Annotated in this window: 12 protein-coding genes and 1 tRNA gene; 5 read left to right on the top strand and 8 right to left on the bottom strand. The window is 58.0% G+C overall.

Annotation, left to right across the window (positions count from 1 at the left end):
* Position 1: 1 nt before the first annotated feature.
* The 3 genes from mdtN to OQV00_RS04305 are packed head-to-tail and all read left to right on the top strand — an operon-like array spanning position 2 to position 4,455.
* Entirely contained in the window at positions 2-1,030 is a 1,029-nt protein-coding gene (mdtN, locus tag OQV00_RS04315; protein WP_015585795.1) for a multidrug transporter subunit MdtN, read from the top strand.
* A 9-nt stretch (positions 1,031-1,039) separates the two neighbouring features.
* Entirely contained in the window at positions 1,040-2,977 is a 1,938-nt protein-coding gene (locus tag OQV00_RS04310) for an FUSC family protein (RefSeq protein WP_266279887.1), read from the top strand.
* Positions 2,978-2,982: 5 nt separating this feature from the next.
* Entirely contained in the window at positions 2,983-4,455 is a 1,473-nt protein-coding gene (locus tag OQV00_RS04305) for an MdtP family multidrug efflux transporter outer membrane subunit (RefSeq protein ID WP_266280599.1), read from the top strand.
* A gap of 29 nt (positions 4,456-4,484) precedes the next feature.
* Here the strand turns inward: OQV00_RS04305 and OQV00_RS04300 are convergent, their stop codons facing one another.
* Entirely contained in the window at positions 4,485-7,214 is a 2,730-nt protein-coding gene (locus tag OQV00_RS04300) for a LuxR C-terminal-related transcriptional regulator (RefSeq protein WP_266279885.1), read from the bottom strand.
* Between the two features lie 197 nt (positions 7,215-7,411).
* Here OQV00_RS04300 and OQV00_RS04295 point away from each other — a divergent pair, with 197 nt between their 5' ends.
* Entirely contained in the window at positions 7,412-8,191 is a 780-nt protein-coding gene (locus OQV00_RS04295; RefSeq protein WP_004867328.1) for an acetoin reductase, read from the top strand.
* Between the two features lie 274 nt (positions 8,192-8,465).
* Here the strand turns inward: OQV00_RS04295 and OQV00_RS04290 are convergent, their stop codons facing one another.
* The 5 genes from OQV00_RS04290 to actS all read right to left on the bottom strand — a co-directional run bounded on the left by OQV00_RS04290 (position 8,466) and on the right by actS (position 12,812).
* A complete protein-coding gene (locus OQV00_RS04290) occupies positions 8,466-10,019 on the bottom strand; it encodes a peptide MFS transporter (RefSeq protein WP_104896459.1) in 1,554 nt (517 codons plus the stop codon).
* A 571-nt stretch (positions 10,020-10,590) separates the two neighbouring features.
* The gene (locus OQV00_RS04285; RefSeq protein WP_266279882.1) at positions 10,591-11,085 is read right to left on the bottom strand and encodes an HNH endonuclease; all 495 of its coding nucleotides are present in this window, start codon (positions 11,083-11,085) and stop codon (positions 10,591-10,593) included.
* 121 nt (positions 11,086-11,206) lie between these two features.
* Positions 11,207-11,593, bottom strand: coding sequence for a VOC family protein (locus tag OQV00_RS04280; protein WP_004867336.1), 387 nt, complete (start codon positions 11,591-11,593; stop codon positions 11,207-11,209).
* Between the two features lie 342 nt (positions 11,594-11,935).
* Positions 11,936-12,009, bottom strand: a tRNA-Gly gene (locus tag OQV00_RS04275).
* Positions 12,010-12,089: 80 nt separating this feature from the next.
* Positions 12,090-12,812, bottom strand: a complete 723-nt coding sequence (gene actS, locus OQV00_RS04270; protein ID WP_064356672.1) for an amidase activator ActS — start codon at positions 12,810-12,812, stop codon at positions 12,090-12,092.
* A gap of 231 nt (positions 12,813-13,043) precedes the next feature.
* Between actS and idi the strand changes: the two genes are divergently transcribed.
* Entirely contained in the window at positions 13,044-13,598 is a 555-nt protein-coding gene (idi, locus tag OQV00_RS04265) for an isopentenyl-diphosphate Delta-isomerase (protein WP_015585787.1), read from the top strand.
* A 116-nt stretch (positions 13,599-13,714) separates the two neighbouring features.
* On the opposite strand, the gene lysS is transcribed toward idi, so the two are convergent.
* On the bottom strand, positions 13,715-15,232 hold the full coding sequence (gene lysS, locus OQV00_RS04260; RefSeq protein WP_004867343.1) for a lysine--tRNA ligase: 1,518 nt from the start codon (positions 15,230-15,232) through the stop codon (positions 13,715-13,717).
* A 9-nt stretch (positions 15,233-15,241) separates the two neighbouring features.
* A protein-coding gene (gene prfB, locus OQV00_RS04255) for a peptide chain release factor 2 (RefSeq protein ID WP_099001586.1) occupies positions 15,242-16,340 on the bottom strand; the annotation gives its coding sequence in 2 pieces (ribosomal slippage) (positions 15,242-16,264 and positions 16,266-16,340; 1,098 coding nt in all).
* Between the last annotated feature and the right edge of the window lie 41 nt (positions 16,341-16,381).

Here is a 16,381-nt window from a genome sequence, read left to right as displayed (position 1 = left end):
TATGACAAACTCCAGCCCAAGCGTATTACGGAAAAAGTGGCCTCTGCTGGCCCTCGTCCTCGCCGCGATCGTGGCGCTTATCCTGGTTATCTGGCAGCTTCAGACCTCGCCGGAAACCAATGATGCTTACGTCTATACCGATACCATCGACGTGGTGCCGGAAGTGAGCGGCCGGATCGTGGAGATGCCCATCCGCGACAACCAGCGGGTGAAAAAAGGCGATCTGCTGTTTCGTCTCGATCCGCGCCCCTATCAGGCGATGCTCGATGACGCCCGGGCCAGGCTGACCACGCTGGATGCGCAAATCATGCTGACCCGGCGCACAATTAAGGCCCAGGAGTACAACGCCCAGTCCGTCGCCGCCGCGGTAGAACGGGCGAAGGCGCTGGTAAAACAGACCACTTCGTCACGCACGCGTCTTGAACCATTAGTCCCGCAGGGCTTTGCTTCACAAGAGGATCTCGACCAGGCGCGAACCGCCGAAAAAGCCGCACGCGCAGAACTCGACGCCACGCTGCTGCAAGCGAAACAGGCTTCGGCCGCTGTGACCGGCGTTGACGCCATGGTTGCCCAGCGGGCGGGGATTCTGGCGCAGATCGCGCTGGCGGAACTGCACCTGGAATTTACCGAAGTCCGGGCGCCTTTTAACGGCGTGGTGGTGGCGCTGAAAACCACCGTCGGCCAGTACGCCTCGGCGTTAAAACCGGTATTTACCTTAATGGATGACGACCGCTGGTATGTCATCGCCAACTTCCGCGAAACCGATCTTAAAAACGTCCGCCCCGGCGTAGCGGCCAGAGTCACCATCATGACCAATCATGATAAATCGTTCGCCGGCGTGGTCGATTCCGTCGGCTCCGGCGTGCTGCCTGAAGGCGGGAGCGTGATTGAAGGTCTGCCGATTATTCAGAAGAGCATCAACTGGGTTCATGTTTCGCAGCGTTTCCCGGTGAAGATCGCGGTGAAAGATCCTGACCCCGAACTCTTCCGTATGGGCGCCTCTGCCAGCGCCGTTCTTCAGCCTCAGTAAGGAGGCGCTATGCAGAACGTCTGGTCATTTCTGCACCGGGAACTCCGCGACGCGCCGGGGAGGGCAAACTACACCCTGCGCCTGACCCTGAGCTGCGCGGTGCTGATCGTCCTGTTTATGACCCTGCAGATCCCTTTTTTGGCCGTGGCGCTGATCGTGGTGTTTTACGTCAGCCAGCCTAACGTGCTGATGATAAAGCTGGTGAGCGTGGTCTTTTTCCTCACCGTCAGCGTGGCGCTGGGCTGTGTGCTGCTGATCATCAAATGGACTTATGACTATCCGCTGATCCGCCTGGTCGCCTCGGTAGCGCTGTTTTTCGGCGCCATCTATCTGATGCGGGTGCTGGGCAAGCTGGGGCTGGCCTTTTTCGTCGTCGCGCTGGTCGTTATCTACGCGCAGACTTTCCCCTCGATGACCAGCCAGAGTGAGATTCTGGTGCGTCTGCTGCTCTGGCTATGGGTCGTCATCAACCTCGCCATCGTGGTCACGCTGCTGGTCAACGCCGGTTTTCAGCAGGCTTTTCCCGGCTACCAGTTCAAAGCGAGAATGGTGTTCTTGCTTCGCCGGGTGGCGGCGCTTCTCGCCGGGCCGGACGCCGGTTCTCCGCCAACTTTCAAAGAAATTGCCGAACAGTTCGCCCAGCTTCAGTCTCTGTATCAGCAGGCGACCCGCTCCAGCCCAGAGATAGCCGATAACCCGCAGGCGTGGCAATCCCTGATGGCCGCCACCCTTCACTGCTATCATCTGGCCGCGCTGCTTCAGCCGGAAGAGTCCCCTTCCGCCGGGCGTCTGCAGCTTGCCGCCGCGCTCTCGACGCTGGCGCACAATCTGGACCTCAGCACGCGTCCGGCAACCCTGCCGGAGGCCAGCGCGCGGGATACGGCGAACGGCGTCATTTTGCAAGAGATGGCCGCGACGCTGAGCCAGCTGGCGCGCGGCGAACCGGTGCCGGTGCCGGCTGGCGAAGAGGAAAAAGCGCCCCTGCTGCTGCCTGACGCCTGGTCGAACCCCGCGTATCTGCACTTCGCGCTTAAAACGCTGCTGGCAACGCTGCTGTGCTACGTTTTTTATACCGCCGCCGACTGGCAGGGTATCCATACGATTATGCTCAGCTGTGTCATTGTCGCCCAGCCGGGGCTCGGCGCGACGCTGCAGAAAACCTGGCTGCGAACAGGCGGTGCCCTGCTCGCGACCCTGCTGGCGCTGTTAATGATCGTCTTTATTCAGCCGCATACCGAATCTATCGTCGGCCTGCTGGCGATGACCCTGCCGGTGATGGCGCTGTCGGCCTGGATAGCAGCGGGGTCTGAACGCATCGCCTACGCCGGGATTCAGATCGGCTTTACCTTCTCACTGGCGTTTCTCAGCTGGTTTGGCCCGCTGACCAATTTGACCGAGCTGCGCGATCGCGTCATCGGTATTTTGCTCGGCGTGCTGGTCTCTTCGATTGTCCACCTCTACCTGTGGCCGGATAGCGAGGCCCCGCAGCTCAAATCGCGGCTGGCCGATCTCTACCGGCGGATTGCCGATGACCTGCGCGCCAGTCGCGATGAGGTGCAGTTAGTGCCGCTGTTTCACGCCCTCAACAGCGCCGAAACGCTGATGCATCGGGTGGCGGCTGAACCGCTGAATGCTTATGCTCACCCGCATCCCGAGGCAAAAACCTGGCCGGTGAAGGCCACCTGGACGCAGGCCCTCGAAATCGTACGCTTCAGCGAAGGGTACCGGCTGTACGCCGCGCCGGGAGATACCTTTCTGCGCCACTGCGCCGGGTCGCTCGAGGCCTATGCCGATGATATCGACCGGCAGCAGGCGCCCGTGCCGTTCGGCGAGCTTCGGCCCGACCCCGGTAATCCTTTTGGCCGCCCGCTGATCACTCTGCTGACGACATTACCGAGCTGGTCGTCCGCACCTTTACCGCTTTCGCGACAGGCAGATAAGTCATGAGAAAAATGGACACCGCAGCCCGCTTCCTGCGCTACTCACCGCTCGCCTTCCTTCTGACGCTGGTCACCGGCTGCGCGTTAATTCAGGACGATCCGGGCCAGGTCACCATCGTGAACCCGCAGCAGGCTGAACTCGCGCAGGTGATTCACCTTGCCAACAGCGGCTGGCCAGCGGCCAGATGGTGGGAGGGCTATCACGATGCCCAGCTTAATATGCTGGTCAACCGCGCGCTGCAAAACTCCCCGACCATGCAGGCCGCCCGGCTGCGGATTGCGCAATCGCAGTCCACCGTAGAGCTGGCGCAGTCGGCAATGGGCGTCCAGGCCACCGCCGTGGCGGCTCAGAACCGACTGCGGGTTACCAACAAACAGTTCACCTGGCCCTACTCTTACTCGCTGCCGGTCGATAAAAATGGTCCGTGGTACACCCTGAATACCGTCGGCGTCGGTGCCACGCTGAATATTGATTTATGGGGAGCCGATCGCGCCCGCGTTGCCGCCGCCATTGGCGAGAAAAATGCGCGTCAGGCGGAAACGGCGGGAATCGAGCTGGATCTCGCCAGCAGCGTGGCGCAGCTGTACTTTGCCATGCAGGCCACCTTCCAGAAGATGACGTTGTTGCATCAGCTGGAAGAGATTGCCCGTCTCTCGGTGCAGGCGCATGAGCACCGTACCCAGCGCGGCGTTGAGGATAGCGTGGATATCGCCAATGCCCAGGCCGAGCTGCTGGCGGCGCAGCAGCAGATCATTACGGCAAACGGGACGCTGACGCAGTATCGGGAAACATTGCGGGCGCTGATCGGCGCCGATGCGCGCAGCATGCCGGAGATCCATCCGGTCCCCCTGCCGACGCTACAGGAAACGCTGCCCGACTCGCTCTCCTTTGAACTGCTGGCCCGCCGCCCGGATCTCCAGGCGCTGCGCGGCTACGTCACGGCGTCATTAAGCCAGGTCGATGCGGCGAAGGCGGCGTTTTACCCGCACTTTGATATCAAGGCCTTCTGGGGATACAACGCCCTGAGCGTCGGGGATCTGTTTAAATCGTCCTTCCAGCAGATCAACCTGCTGCCGGGGCTGTATCTGCCGATCTTCGACGGCGGCCGGCTGAATGCCAATCTGCAATCGGTCCGCACCGCCAGCAATATTCTGATCAAACAGTACAACCAGGCGGTACTGGATGCCGTGCGCGATGTGGCGATCGGCTCCAGCGAGCTGAACGATCTTAATCAGCAGGTGGTGCTGCAGAAGCTGAAGGTGACGGCCGCCATGGCTACCTCCCGCAGCGCCAGCGCCCACTATCAGCGGGGGCTGGTCAGCTACTATGCGGCTCAGGAAGCGCGTCGTCCCGTTATCGCCCAGCAATTGCTCCTGCTGGATATCGAGGCGCAGCGGTTGAGCAGCGACATTACGCTGATTAAGGCATTAGGCGGAGATTACCGCGGCCCGGCGCTGGATAATCTGGGCAAACAGGCGCGCTGAGGCGCCCCTTGCGTGCCGGCGAGCGGGCGTCAGCGGAATAACTGCCACTCGCGCGCCTGATTCACCGCCTGAATCCGACCATTGACCTGCAGCTTGTCGTACAGCTGCTTGAGATGCCACTTCACGGTTTCGGCCGTAATTCCCAGGGCCCGCGCGATCTCTTTGTTGGAGTAGCCTTCGGCGATCAGCTCCAGCGTCTGCTGCTCCCGCTCGGTCAGGCGAAGCTGCGCGGGCGCCCGACGGCTGACGGTCGGCAAGATCCCGGCAGCGTTGAATCTGGCGAGGTGCTGCGTCAGCGCATCGCTGAAGACCTCGTCGTGCCCCCCACGCTGCCGGGTAGCCGCCAGTAATGAGGCCATCTCTTCTCCGCCATCAAGCAGGCTGCGCCACAGTTTTTGCTGAAAGGCGCGATGCAGCGTCGGGATCCCCACCGTTATCGCCCGCTCCCGTTCCCCGGCGCGCCACAGGGCGACGGCCTGAATAAGCCGCAGGCGTACGGCAAACAGCCACTCGCCGCCGCGCTCCTGCTCAGCGGCCAGCGTATCGAGCTGCCGCGCCGCCGCCAGCGGTTGTCCGTCGGCCATCAGCATCCGGCTCTGACTGAGGGTTAAACAGGCGCTCACCACATCATTTTTCTCCGCGCCGAGAGACAGTCCCTGAAGGCGACGAAGCAAACTGTCAGCCGCCGCGCGATCGCCGGCGTGGAGCGCATTGGCAATACGCTCAGCCAGCAGCGGCGCCTGCGCCCGCAGCCATCCACGCTGAACCGCCAGGCCTTCGGCATGCAGCAGCAGCGATGTCATCTCATCCGTCCGGCCATCACGTTGCGCCAGCTTCGCCAGCACGATATAGCAGCGGCTAAACCCATCCGGCGGGCAAAAGTCATCGATCATCTCAAGACGGAGCGTCAGCAGAGTGGGGATGCGCTGTACCTCCCCCTGCTCCCAGGCGATTTCGGCCAGAATCGGCGCCAGGGTGGCGCCGCTGCTGGAGTGAGGACCGGTCTGCTGTTCGGCATACTGTAGCGCCCGCCCCGCCTGCCGCTGCGCTTCGGCCAGATTGCCCTGGCGCAGGTATCCCTGGGCCATCACAAACGCCCGGTAGACCTCGACGAACAGATTGCGGTTCGCCACCCGCATACCCGCTACCCGCTGCTGGACATCCAGCGCCTGTTGCGGCCGGGCGTTCGCCAGATGGCAGTAGCTGAGAATATTGCACACCAGGCCATCCACCCAGATATCGCCGCAGGGCACCTCGTGCAGCAGAGGTTCCACGATAGCAATACTCTGGGCAATATTGTCGGCGAAAGCTTCGCAGATCGCCCGAACCACGCGGAGCTTCACCCACGAACTGTGGGCCATCGCGCTGCGGTTGGCGACCGCCAGCGACTCAATGGCGTCCAGCAGCTGGCGGGCATCGTGGAAACGAAAACGGTGTGCGAGCGCCCAGGCGAGGTTCGTTTGCAGCTCGATGCGGGAAGGGTCCAGATTTGCCGGCAGATAGCGGATCCAGCGCACCATCGTCTCGATATCGCCCTCTTCCGCCAGCGACTGCACGCCGGCTTCCGCGTGTCCGGCCCCCGTTTTCCCGGCGGCCAGCGCATGGCGAATCGCCTCGGCCCACAGCTGCTGTCCGGCAAACCAGTTGCTGGCCTGTTCATGCAGTACGCGGATATCCACCTGCGCACTGTGCTGCAGACGATACAGCAGCGCTTCGCGCATCAGCGGGTGGTAGCGGAACCAGAACCCGTCCGCATCCAGGGCCGAGAGAAACAGATTGTGCCGGGCTACCCACGCCAGCATCGCCTCTCCGTTGCCTTTCCCGGTCACGGCATCGCACAGCGACGGATGCAGGCGGTTGAGTATTGCGGTTCGCAGAAGAAAGTCCAACACCCCGGCGGGCAATGGCGCAAAGATCACCTCTTCCAGGTAGCGAGAGAGGGCGCGGGAAGCGGTATTCAGCTTGCCGTCGGTCGGGCAACAATGGGCGCTGCCGCTTGCTAAAGCCGCCATTTTCATACCGGCAACCCACCCCTCCGTGCGGGCAATCAGGCGCGGAATCTCCTGCGGATCCGGTGCCGGGGAGATCGACGTGGCAAAATAGGTTCTGGCCTCCTCAGCATTAAACCGCAGAGCACGATCATCGATCTCCACCAGCCGATCCTCCATGTGCAGGCGACTCAGCGCCAGGGGCGGCTGGCTGCGACTGGCAATAATCAGATGCAGAGACGGCGGCGCGTGGTTCAGCAGCCAGTTCAAACCATCATGAATCTCCGGGTGAGCAATATTCTGGTAATCATCGAGGATCAGAGACAGCGAAATCGGATAGCTGTGCAGCTGGTTGACGAGCCCGGCGAGAAACAGCCGAAAGTCGTCTCCGGGGGCGCTTTCCGGCAGAGCATTCGCCGCTTGCCAGAGCGGCCGCAGCGCCGCCTGCAGATAGCGCATAAACAGGAAGGGCGTGTTGTCATCTTCATCAATGCTCAGCCAGGCCAGCGTACTCCCCTGCTGCTGCCGATGCTGATACCACTGGGCCAGCAGCGTGGTTTTGCCGAACCCGGCGGGGGCGCATACCAGCGTTAGCGTGCTGGTGAGCGCGGCGTCCAGCCGCTGCAGCAGACGATCGCGCGACTGCAATACCCCCGGTGTGCGCGGCGGCGTAAAGCGCGTCGCGATAAGCGGCAAGGTGCGCGCAAGGCGAAACGGTTCCTGATGAACAAACTCGCTTAATGCGTCATCCGTCGGGGGTAACAATTCCATAGCGCCATAACCTCCTCATCCCGTGCATACGCCATTATCCCCCCCAACCGGGGGGTAGGCCACGTTTATCCATACCTATAGAGTAGTTTTATCCTTTGCCGCCGATGGGCAGTACGCCAGGCCTGCGCCTTCGTACAGCGAATCTTTTCTCCATCAGGCATCCATCGTTTCTTAATCAGTACAAGGTGTGTACAGAAATGGCTATCGAAAATAAAGTTGCATTAGTCACCGGTGCCGGTCAGGGCATCGGCCGCGGTATTGCTTTACGTCTGGCCAAAGAGGGTGCGTCGTTGATGCTTGTCGACGTGAACCCGGAAGGGATTGCGGCGGTCGCCGCCGAAGTTGAAGCGCTGGGCCGTAAGGCCGCCACCTTCGTGGCGAATATTGCTGAACGTGACCAGGTGTATGCCGCCATTGATCGGGCGGAAAAGGAGCTGGGCGGCTTTGATATCATCGTGAACAACGCGGGGATTGCTCAGGTACAGGCGCTCGCCGACGTGACCCCTGAAGAGGTCGATCGCATCATGCGTATCAACGTTCAGGGGACGCTATGGGGCATTCAGGCCGCGGCGAAAAAATTTATCGACCGCAAGCAAAACGGCAAAATCATTAACGCCTGCTCCATTGCCGGGCACGACGGTTTTGCCCTGCTGGGGATCTATTCCGCCACTAAATTTGCCGTTCGCGCCCTGACCCAGGCGGCAGCGAAAGAGTACGCCAGCCGCGGGATCACCGTGAACGCCTACTGCCCGGGGATTGTCGGGACCGGCATGTGGACCGAAATCGATAAGCGCTTTGCCGAAATTACCGGTGCGCCGGTCGGTGAGACCTATAAAAAATATGTAGAAGGGATTGCGCTTGGCCGTGCGGAAACGCCGGACGATGTGGCGAGCCTGGTCGCCTATCTGGCCGGCCCGGATTCCGACTATATGACCGGTCAGTCGATCCTGATCGATGGCGGGATTGTTTACCGTTAATACCCGAAGCGGGTCGTCTCCGACAGACGGCCCGCGCTGATCCCGCCAGCCTCATTTTCTTACGGTTTCCCCTGCCCCGCCATAGCGCTGATGTTCACTGCCTCCAGCCCGTTCGCTGGTCATTCATAATATGCCCGGGAAAAAGTCGCGGACTCACCCAAGGGGATATCTCGCTGGCGATGGTGTGGCCGACGGATATTTCCCGTTAAATTTCAGACGAAAAAAAAGCTGGCGCTTTACGCGCCAGCTTACCGACTGTCAGTTTCCGTTGCCGTCAGGCGTGGGTAGCCGGTTTTTGTGCGGTTTTGTTCTGCGTATTTTCCAGCATCCGGCGCACCGGAACGATCAGCACGCAGAGTACGGCGGCGCAGATCAGCAGCGCAATCGAACAACGTGCAAAGAGATCTGGCAGCATATCCAGCTGATCAGCTTTCACATGGCCGCCGATCAGGCCGGCCGCCAGGTTACCCAGCGCACTGGCGCAGAACCACAGCCCCATCATCTGGCCGCGCATTCTTTCCGGCGCCAGCAGCGTCATGGTTGCCAGGCCAATCGGGCTCAGGCACAGCTCGCCCAGGGTCAGCATCAGAATACTGCCTACCAGCCAGAACGGTGATACGCCGGCCCCGCCGTTGTTCAGCACATTCTGTGCCGCCAGCATCATCAGGCCAAAGCCCGCAGCGGCGCAGAGAATGCCGATGACGAATTTGGTGATGCTGCTCGGACGGACGCCATTACGCGCCATGGCCGGCCATGCCCAGCTAAAGACCGGCGCCAACAGAATAATAAACAGCGCGTTGATTGACTGGAACCAGACCGCCGGGATCTCAAAGCTGCCGATCATACGGTTGGTATAATCATTGGCGAACAGGTTGAAGGAGGTCGGCTTCTGCTCAAATGCCGACCAGAAGAAGGCGGCGGAAACCAGCAGAATAAAGCACACCAGCAGACGGGCGCGCTCTTTGCGGCTCAGTCCGGCGAAGGCAAACAGATAGATGAAATAGAGAACGACCGAAGCGGCAATCACGTATACCAGCATACTGGCAACGGCAACAGGGTTAACCACAATCACGCCCTGCGCAATCAGCGTGATAATCACCGCGGCACCTACGGCCAGCGCCAGCAGCCAGGCGCCCACGCCGTTCTTCTTCGCCACCGGGCTATTCCAGGTTGAATCGAGGCCCACTTCGCTGTCGTAGCGCTTCATCGCCGGTACCGCAAAGACCCGGAAGATCACCAGCGCCACCAGCATCCCGATGCCACCGATGCCAAAGCCCCAGTGCCAGCCGTGTGATTTAATCAACCAGCCGGAAATCAGCGGCGCGATGAACGACCCCATATTGATGCCCATGTAGAACAGCGAGAATCCACCGTCACGACGCGCATCCCCTTTCTTGTACAGCGTGCCAACCATAACCGAGATGCAGGTTTTGAACAGACCCGATCCCAGTACGATAAGCATCAGCCCGATAAAGAACAGGTTGTCACCCAGCACCGCTGACAGAGCAATCGACAGATGACCCAACGCGATGAGAATCGATCCGTACCAGACCGCCTTTTGCTGGCCCAGCCAGTTATCCGCCAGCCAGCCGCCCGGTAACGCCGCAAGGTACATACTGCCGGCGAAGATACCGACGATCGCCGAGGCATTTTCACGCGCCAGCCCCATACCGCCGTCGTAAACCGTGGCGGCCATAAACAGAATCAATAAGGGGCGAATGCCGTAAAACGAGAATCGCTCCCACATTTCGGTAAAGAACAACGAACCTAGCGGATATGGATGACCAAAGAAGGTCCGGCTTTCATTTTTATTCACAGAGGAATGCATAACTTCTCCAGATAAGATGCACCGCAGCGCAGAGAGACCGCGGAAAGCGTGTTAGCCATGTTTACACTGGCCAATCATTTACATGAGGCACGATATTTTTTAACTATTTGATAACCAGCTTCTGGTTTTGTCTAGCCCCTCACCCCCATCTTTTAGATGAAAAGTCGACAAACGTCTACTTTTATAGATTTAAAGTTGGCTGACAACAAAATGTGATTGACATCTCAAATGATAACAATGAATGCAATTATATGTTTATAAACAACAAGTTGAACAAACAGATATTCATACTCAAGGCTGAGGCGCGCTGCGAATAAAACGCGATAAAAAGTAGGGTAAATACGAGGTTGGTCTTCGCGACAGGGGAAAGTATCGATAAGTCACACTCTTGATTATTTAGTCACAGAGTGACGTTCACATATGCAACCGACGCCAGGCCGGACAGAAACCGGTATGACGCAACGACTGCATCAAACACGACGCTTTGCGCGCATTTTTAGGGTATTTTTCCTGCGATTCGCAGAGCCCTGACTCCGAACCAGGGGATAAAAAAGCGCACCCAGACCGGCTGCTAACGCCATTTAATTTCGTCGCGGTTGCCTTTTGCAAGATTACATTCGTGGCATAACAGCTGGAGGTTATCCAGGCGCAGCGCCAGATGCGGGTATTTACTGCGGGGCCGAATATGATCGACATGGATGACCACCCCATGTTTTGCCGCCGAACGCCCGCAGGCACTACAGGCACCGCCATATTTTTTGAGTGCCTGATAGCGAAGCGCGCGCCACTCTCTGGACTGGTAGAACGCAGCAGAGGCGTTCACGTCTTTTTCCTCTGTCCTGGCCTGTTGCCGCCGGTTGACCGACTGAAACAATCCCTCATCATCTTCATCTTTCGTTGCGCGATTGACGCGACGGTACAGCGGACCTTCACCTTCCCAGCACCCCCAGACATCGCGCTCTGGTTTGGCGTTTATGGGTTCCGTTTTATACAGAGTCCGGGTCAGCATTTTCACGCCTAGATACAAAAGCCATATGACACAGACGACGACGATAAACGACCCCATTTCTCAATCTCTTCAATAACCTGACGTGATGCAGAATAGCAAATATCCGCACTCAACGCCTGGAGTTCTGCCGCCGACAGGGCCACCTGAACCGCCGCTCTGTTCCACGAGAGCCCTCAATCTATGGCCAGTCGCGGTTCTGAAGCACCACCCGATAACCGTCATCATCGACAAATGTTTTGCCGTTGGTATCCCAGTAGGGATTAAACGACCTCATCGTACGAAAGCCCGCCGCCGTCATTCTGGCGCACGCCTGCTGCCAGGCTGCTTTATCGGGGTAATAGAGCACGAGCAGATCTTCATCGGTCGGTGCAGGCTGACGCGGATGATCGTGACAGTGGGTGAACTCAATATGCCAGGCCAGCTCCGGACGGCCCACCATTATCCCACTAAAGCCGGCATGGTCGGTAAAATCCGCAATTCGTTGGAGTTCTAATCCCTGGCTGTACATGGTGCAAGCGCGCGCCAGGTCGGTGACGGGTCTGGCAATACGCATATGGCTGAACATGATAACGGGCTCCCGCGGGTCAAATTAAGTTTCCGGAATGGACAACACCGACCCTACTGTACCCGGATTTCAGATGGCTATTTGTCGAGAAAAGCCGTTGTTTTAATAGGAGGGGATGAAATGACAATGCCCGGTCAGGCTTTTTCGTTTGCGTTTTGCTATCGCGGCGTCAATCTGGAACCGTCGCCGAGTTGAGTTAAACGTTCATCTAACCGTAACTTTCCGTGACAACTGCCGGTGTATTTTTGAGCGCTAAAACGAGAGGCTGATATGCAATACAATTTCAGAAACTTGTTTCAAAAACAGTATGTTATCTAAGATATGTTATCACAGGAGAAATTCTGGAGCGGGCGAAGGGAATCGAACCCTCGTATAGAGCTTGGGAAGCTCTCGTTCTACCATTGAACTACGCCCGCGTTGAGGTGCGAGGGCCATTATAGACCTTACGCACCGTCTTACAAGACTGAATCACGCTAACTGCTGATAAAATAACCTCTTAGCACTTTGGCTTACTGCCCTGCGGCGGTAAATAGCGCTGTGGATCGATAGCCGTCGCCCGGTAGCGAATCTGGAAATGCAGGCGCACGGAATCGGCGTCGCTACTTCCCATCGTGGCTATCTGCTGACCAATCTTCACGTTCTGACCGTTATTGACCATCATTTTGTCATTATGGGCATAGGCGCTGATGTAATCCTCACCATGTTTAATCATGATCAGATTACCGTAACCGCGGAGCTGATTACCGACGTACACCACTTTACCCGCCCCTGCCGCATAGACCGGCTGGCCGCGCGTGCCGGCAATATCAATCCCCTTATTACCACCATCATTTGATGAATAAGGCAGGATAACTTTACCGCTGGTCGGCCAGCGCCAGCACCGTTGCCCCACCGGTGGCCAGGAGACCGGCGGCAGCGTGGCCGGCGGCTTGCTGGCCGCGGTGCGCTTACCGGCGCTGCTCTTCCCGGATGAACCGCCCTTTGTGGCGCCCGAGGCCGGATTCAGCTTCAGACGCTGTCCAACCTCAATAGTATACGGTGGGGAGATATTATTCAGTCGGGCCAGATCTTTAATGCTGGTACCAGTTGTCCGGGAAATACGGTACAACGTATCGCCGCGTTTCACGGTGTAGACGGAACCGGAATCAGATGAACTGGAACATCCTGCAATCACCAGGCTGCTGACCAACATCATCATGATAAAAAAGCGTTTTCTCATCAGGCGTCCTGCACTCAGCACAGCTCTCATCTCGTCACAACGGACAACTATCATACCAGCCCGCAGGCAGATCCCCAATCGATACGCTTGCGTTGTCGGATTCGTGTTTCCCCGTCTGCAGCGCCCGAAGCGTGTTTTGGTAATGCCTTTCGAGCGGTTATCGGCTACCCTAGTGCCGAGTGTGTGACCAGGCGAGCGTATGCCGGGTCATTTTTATTATCAGGAGTTGTCATGACCGGGGAACATGTCATTTTGCTCGATGAGCAAGATAAGCCTGTTGGCAGGCTGGAAAAATATGCCGCCCATACCCTTAATACCCCTTTGCACCTCGCCTTTTCCTGCTGGTTGTTTAATGACCACGGCCAGCTGCTGGTGACGCGCCGTTCACTGGGTAAAAAAGCCTGGCCCGGGGTCTGGACCAACTCCGTCTGCGGACATCCCCAGAGCGGAGAGACGTTTGAACAGGCCGTGACGCGGCGCAGCCGTTTTGAACTGGGCGTTAACATTGCCAACATCGCCTCCGTTCATCCGGCGTTTCGTTACCGGGCGGTGGCCCCAAACGGAATTGTCGAAAACGAAGTCTGCCCGGTTTACGCCGCACGCATTATCAGTCCGGTGCTGGCCAATAGCGACGAGGTCATGGACTATCAGTGGTGTGAGCTGGAAGATTTACTGCAAGCGCTGGCGCTCACCCCGTGGGCCTACAGTCCGTGGATGGTGCTCGAAGCGGCTGACGATAATGCCCGGCAGGCGTTGAGAAACTATGTCGCGCAGCTGCGCTATTAACGGTCTTGCCGGATAGCGGTTTTTCGCCGCCTGTCCGCATCCTCCCGCGACTCGCGCAGCGGGGCACAAAAAAAAACCCCGGCCTGTAGCCGGGGTTATGTTTTTGACGGTCGCTCTTATTTAACCGGGCGCATTGCCGGGAACAGGATGACGTCGCGGATGGTATGGCTGTTGGTAAACAGCATCACCATACGGTCAATACCGATACCCAGACCGGCGGTCGGCGGCAGGCCGTGTTCCAGCGCGGTCACGTAGTCTTCATCGTAGAACATAGCTTCATCGTCACCAGCGGCTTTCGCATTCACCTGGTCCTGGAAGCGCTGCGCCTGATCTTCCGCGTCGTTGAGCTCGCTGAAGCCGTTACCGATTTCACGGCCGCCGATAAAGAACTCAAAGCGGTCGGTAATTTCCGGGTTCTGGTCATTACGACGCGCCAGCGGAGAGACTTCCGCCGGGTATTCGGTGATAAAGGTCGGCTGAATCAGGTGCGCTTCCGCCACTTCTTCAAAGATCTCCGTCACGATACGGCCCAGACCCCAGCTCTTCTCAACGTGAATGCCGATAGACTCTGCAATCGCTTTTGCGGAATCGAAGTTATCCAGATCCGCCATCTCGGTTTCCGGACGGTATTTCTTGATAGCTTCACGCATGGTCAGTTTTTCAAACGGCTTACCGAAGTCGAAGGTCTGATCGCCATAAGGAACCGCGGTGTTGCCCAGAATATCCTGCGCCAGGGTACGGAACAGGGATTCGGTCAGCTCGATCAGATCTTTATAGTCCGCGTACGCCATGTAGAGTTCCATCATGGTGAACTCTGGGTTATGACGCACGGAGATGCCTTCGTTACGGAAGTTACGGTTGATTTCGAATACGCGTTCGAAGCCGCCCACAACCAGACGCTTCAGATACAGTTCCGGCGCGATACGCAGGTACATGTCCATATCCAGCGCGTTGTGATGGGTGATGAACGGACGGGCAGACGCGCCGCCAGGGATCACCTGCATCATCGGGGTTTCGACTTCCATAAAGCCGCGACCGACCATGAACTGGCGGATACCGGCCAGAATCTGGGAGCGAACCTTAAAGGTCTTGCGGGATTCGTCGTTGGAGATCAGATCCAGGTAGCGCTGACGGTAGCGCGCTTCCTGATCCTGCAGGCCGTGGAATTTGTCCGGCAGCGGGCGCAGGGCTTTGGTCAGCAGACGCAGTTCGGTGCAGTGGATAGACAGCTCGCCGGTTTTGGTTTTAAACAGCTTACCGCGCGCCGCGATGATATCGCCGAGGTCCCATTTTTTGAACTGCTCGTTGTAGACGCCTTCCGGCAGATCGTCACGCGCGACGTACAGCTGAATGCGGCCGCCGACATCCTGCAGAGTGACGAAAGAGGCTTTACCCATAATACGGCGGGTCATCATACGACCAGCAACGGAGACTTCAACGTTCAGTGCTTCCAGCTCTTCGTTTTCTTTCGCATCGAAGTCAGCGTGCAGTTGGTCAGAGGTATGGTCACGACGGAAATCGTTCGGGAACGGGATACCCTGCTCACGAAGCTGAGCCAGCTTTTCACGACGGGCTTTCAGTTCATTATTAAGGTCAATTGCCGCGTCAGCGCCCTGTGCTTGTTGTTCAGACATGTTGGTTCCTCATAACCCTGCTTTCAAACTTGCTTCGATAAATTGATCCAGGCTGCCGTCAAGCACGGCCTGAGTATTGCGGGTTTCCACCCCGGTGCGCAGATCTTTAATGCGGGAGTCATCCAGCACGTAAGAACGGATCTGGCTGCCCCAGCCGATGTCGGATTTGGTATCTTCCATCGCCTGCTTCTCGGCATTTTTCTTCTGCATTTCCAGCTCATAAAGCTTGGCTTTCATCTGCTTCATGGCCTGGTCTTTGTTCTTGTGCTGTGAACGGTCGTTCTGGCACTGCGTCACTAAGCCGGTCGGAATGTGGGTGATACGCACCGCGGATTCCGTACGGTTAACGTGCTGACCACCCGCACCGGAGGCGCGGTAAACGTCAATGCGCAGGTCCGCCGGGTTGATTTCGATATCAATATCGTCATCCACTTCCGGATAGACAAATGCGGAGCTGAAGGAGGTGTGGCGACGGCCGCCGGAATCGAACGGGCTCTTGCGCACCAGGCGGTGGACGCCGGTTTCGGTACGCAGCCAGCCGTAGGCGTAATCGCCGATAATCTTGATGGTCACGGACTTAATGCCCGCCACTTCACCTTCTGACTCTTCAATAATCTCGGTCTTGAAGCCGCGCGCTTCGGCCCAGCGCAGATACATACGTGTCAGCATGCTGGCCCAGTCCTGGGCTTCCGTACCGCCGGAACCGGCCTGAATATCGAGATAGCAATCGGCGCTGTCATACTCGCCGGAGAACATGCGGCGGAACTCAAGCTGCGCCAGTTTCTCTTCCAGCACGTCAAGTTCGGCAACGGCTTCGTTGAAGGTCTCTTCGTCTTCGGCTTCGACAGCCAGCTCCAGTAGTCCGGAAACATCTTCCAGCCCCTGGGACATTTGATCCAACGTCTCGACGATGGCTTCCAGTGAAGAACGCTCTTTACCCAACGCCTGTGCGCGCTCAGGTTCGTTCCACACGTCCGGCTGTTCCAGCTCGGCGTTTACTTCTTCCAGACGCTCTTTCTTAGCATCGTAGTCAAAGATACCCCCTAAGAACGTCAGAGCGCTCCGTGAGGTCCTGAATGCGGTTTTTTACCGGATTTATTTCAAACATGATCGATTTTCTTTTAATGGATTCGACAAAATGCGGTGATA

It is taken from the genome of Klebsiella sp. DY2415, assembly GCF_026314315.1.
Lineage (GTDB): Bacteria > Pseudomonadota > Gammaproteobacteria > Enterobacterales > Enterobacteriaceae > Klebsiella > Klebsiella ornithinolytica.
The sequence above is the reverse complement of the archived record's forward strand: the minus strand, read 5'-3'. Positions and strand labels throughout refer to the sequence as shown.

Excerpts from the sequence above, each read along its gene's own strand:
- OQV00_RS04290 (WP_104896459.1), bottom strand. The coding sequence starts at position 10,019 with ATGCATTCCTCTGTGAATAAAAATGAAAGCCGGACCTTCTTTGGTCAT.
- OQV00_RS04310 (WP_266279887.1), top strand. The coding sequence starts at position 1,040 with ATGCAGAACGTCTGGTCATTTCTGCACCGGGAACTCCGCGACGCGCCG.
- lysS (WP_004867343.1), bottom strand. The coding sequence starts at position 15,232 with ATGTCTGAACAACAAGCACAGGGCGCTGACGCGGCAATTGACCTTAAT.
- OQV00_RS04295 (WP_004867328.1), top strand. The coding sequence starts at position 7,412 with ATGGCTATCGAAAATAAAGTTGCATTAGTCACCGGTGCCGGTCAGGGC.
- OQV00_RS04285 (WP_266279882.1), bottom strand. The coding sequence starts at position 11,085 with ATGGGGTCGTTTATCGTCGTCGTCTGTGTCATATGGCTTTTGTATCTA.
- OQV00_RS04305 (WP_266280599.1), top strand. The coding sequence starts at position 2,983 with ATGGACACCGCAGCCCGCTTCCTGCGCTACTCACCGCTCGCCTTCCTT.
- idi (WP_015585787.1), top strand. The coding sequence starts at position 13,044 with ATGACCGGGGAACATGTCATTTTGCTCGATGAGCAAGATAAGCCTGTT.
- OQV00_RS04300 (WP_266279885.1), bottom strand. The coding sequence starts at position 7,214 with ATGGAATTGTTACCCCCGACGGATGACGCATTAAGCGAGTTTGTTCAT.
- mdtN (WP_015585795.1), top strand. The coding sequence starts at position 2 with ATGACAAACTCCAGCCCAAGCGTATTACGGAAAAAGTGGCCTCTGCTG.
- actS (WP_064356672.1), bottom strand. The coding sequence starts at position 12,812 with ATGAGAAAACGCTTTTTTATCATGATGATGTTGGTCAGCAGCCTGGTG.
- OQV00_RS04280 (WP_004867336.1), bottom strand. The coding sequence starts at position 11,593 with ATGTTCAGCCATATGCGTATTGCCAGACCCGTCACCGACCTGGCGCGC.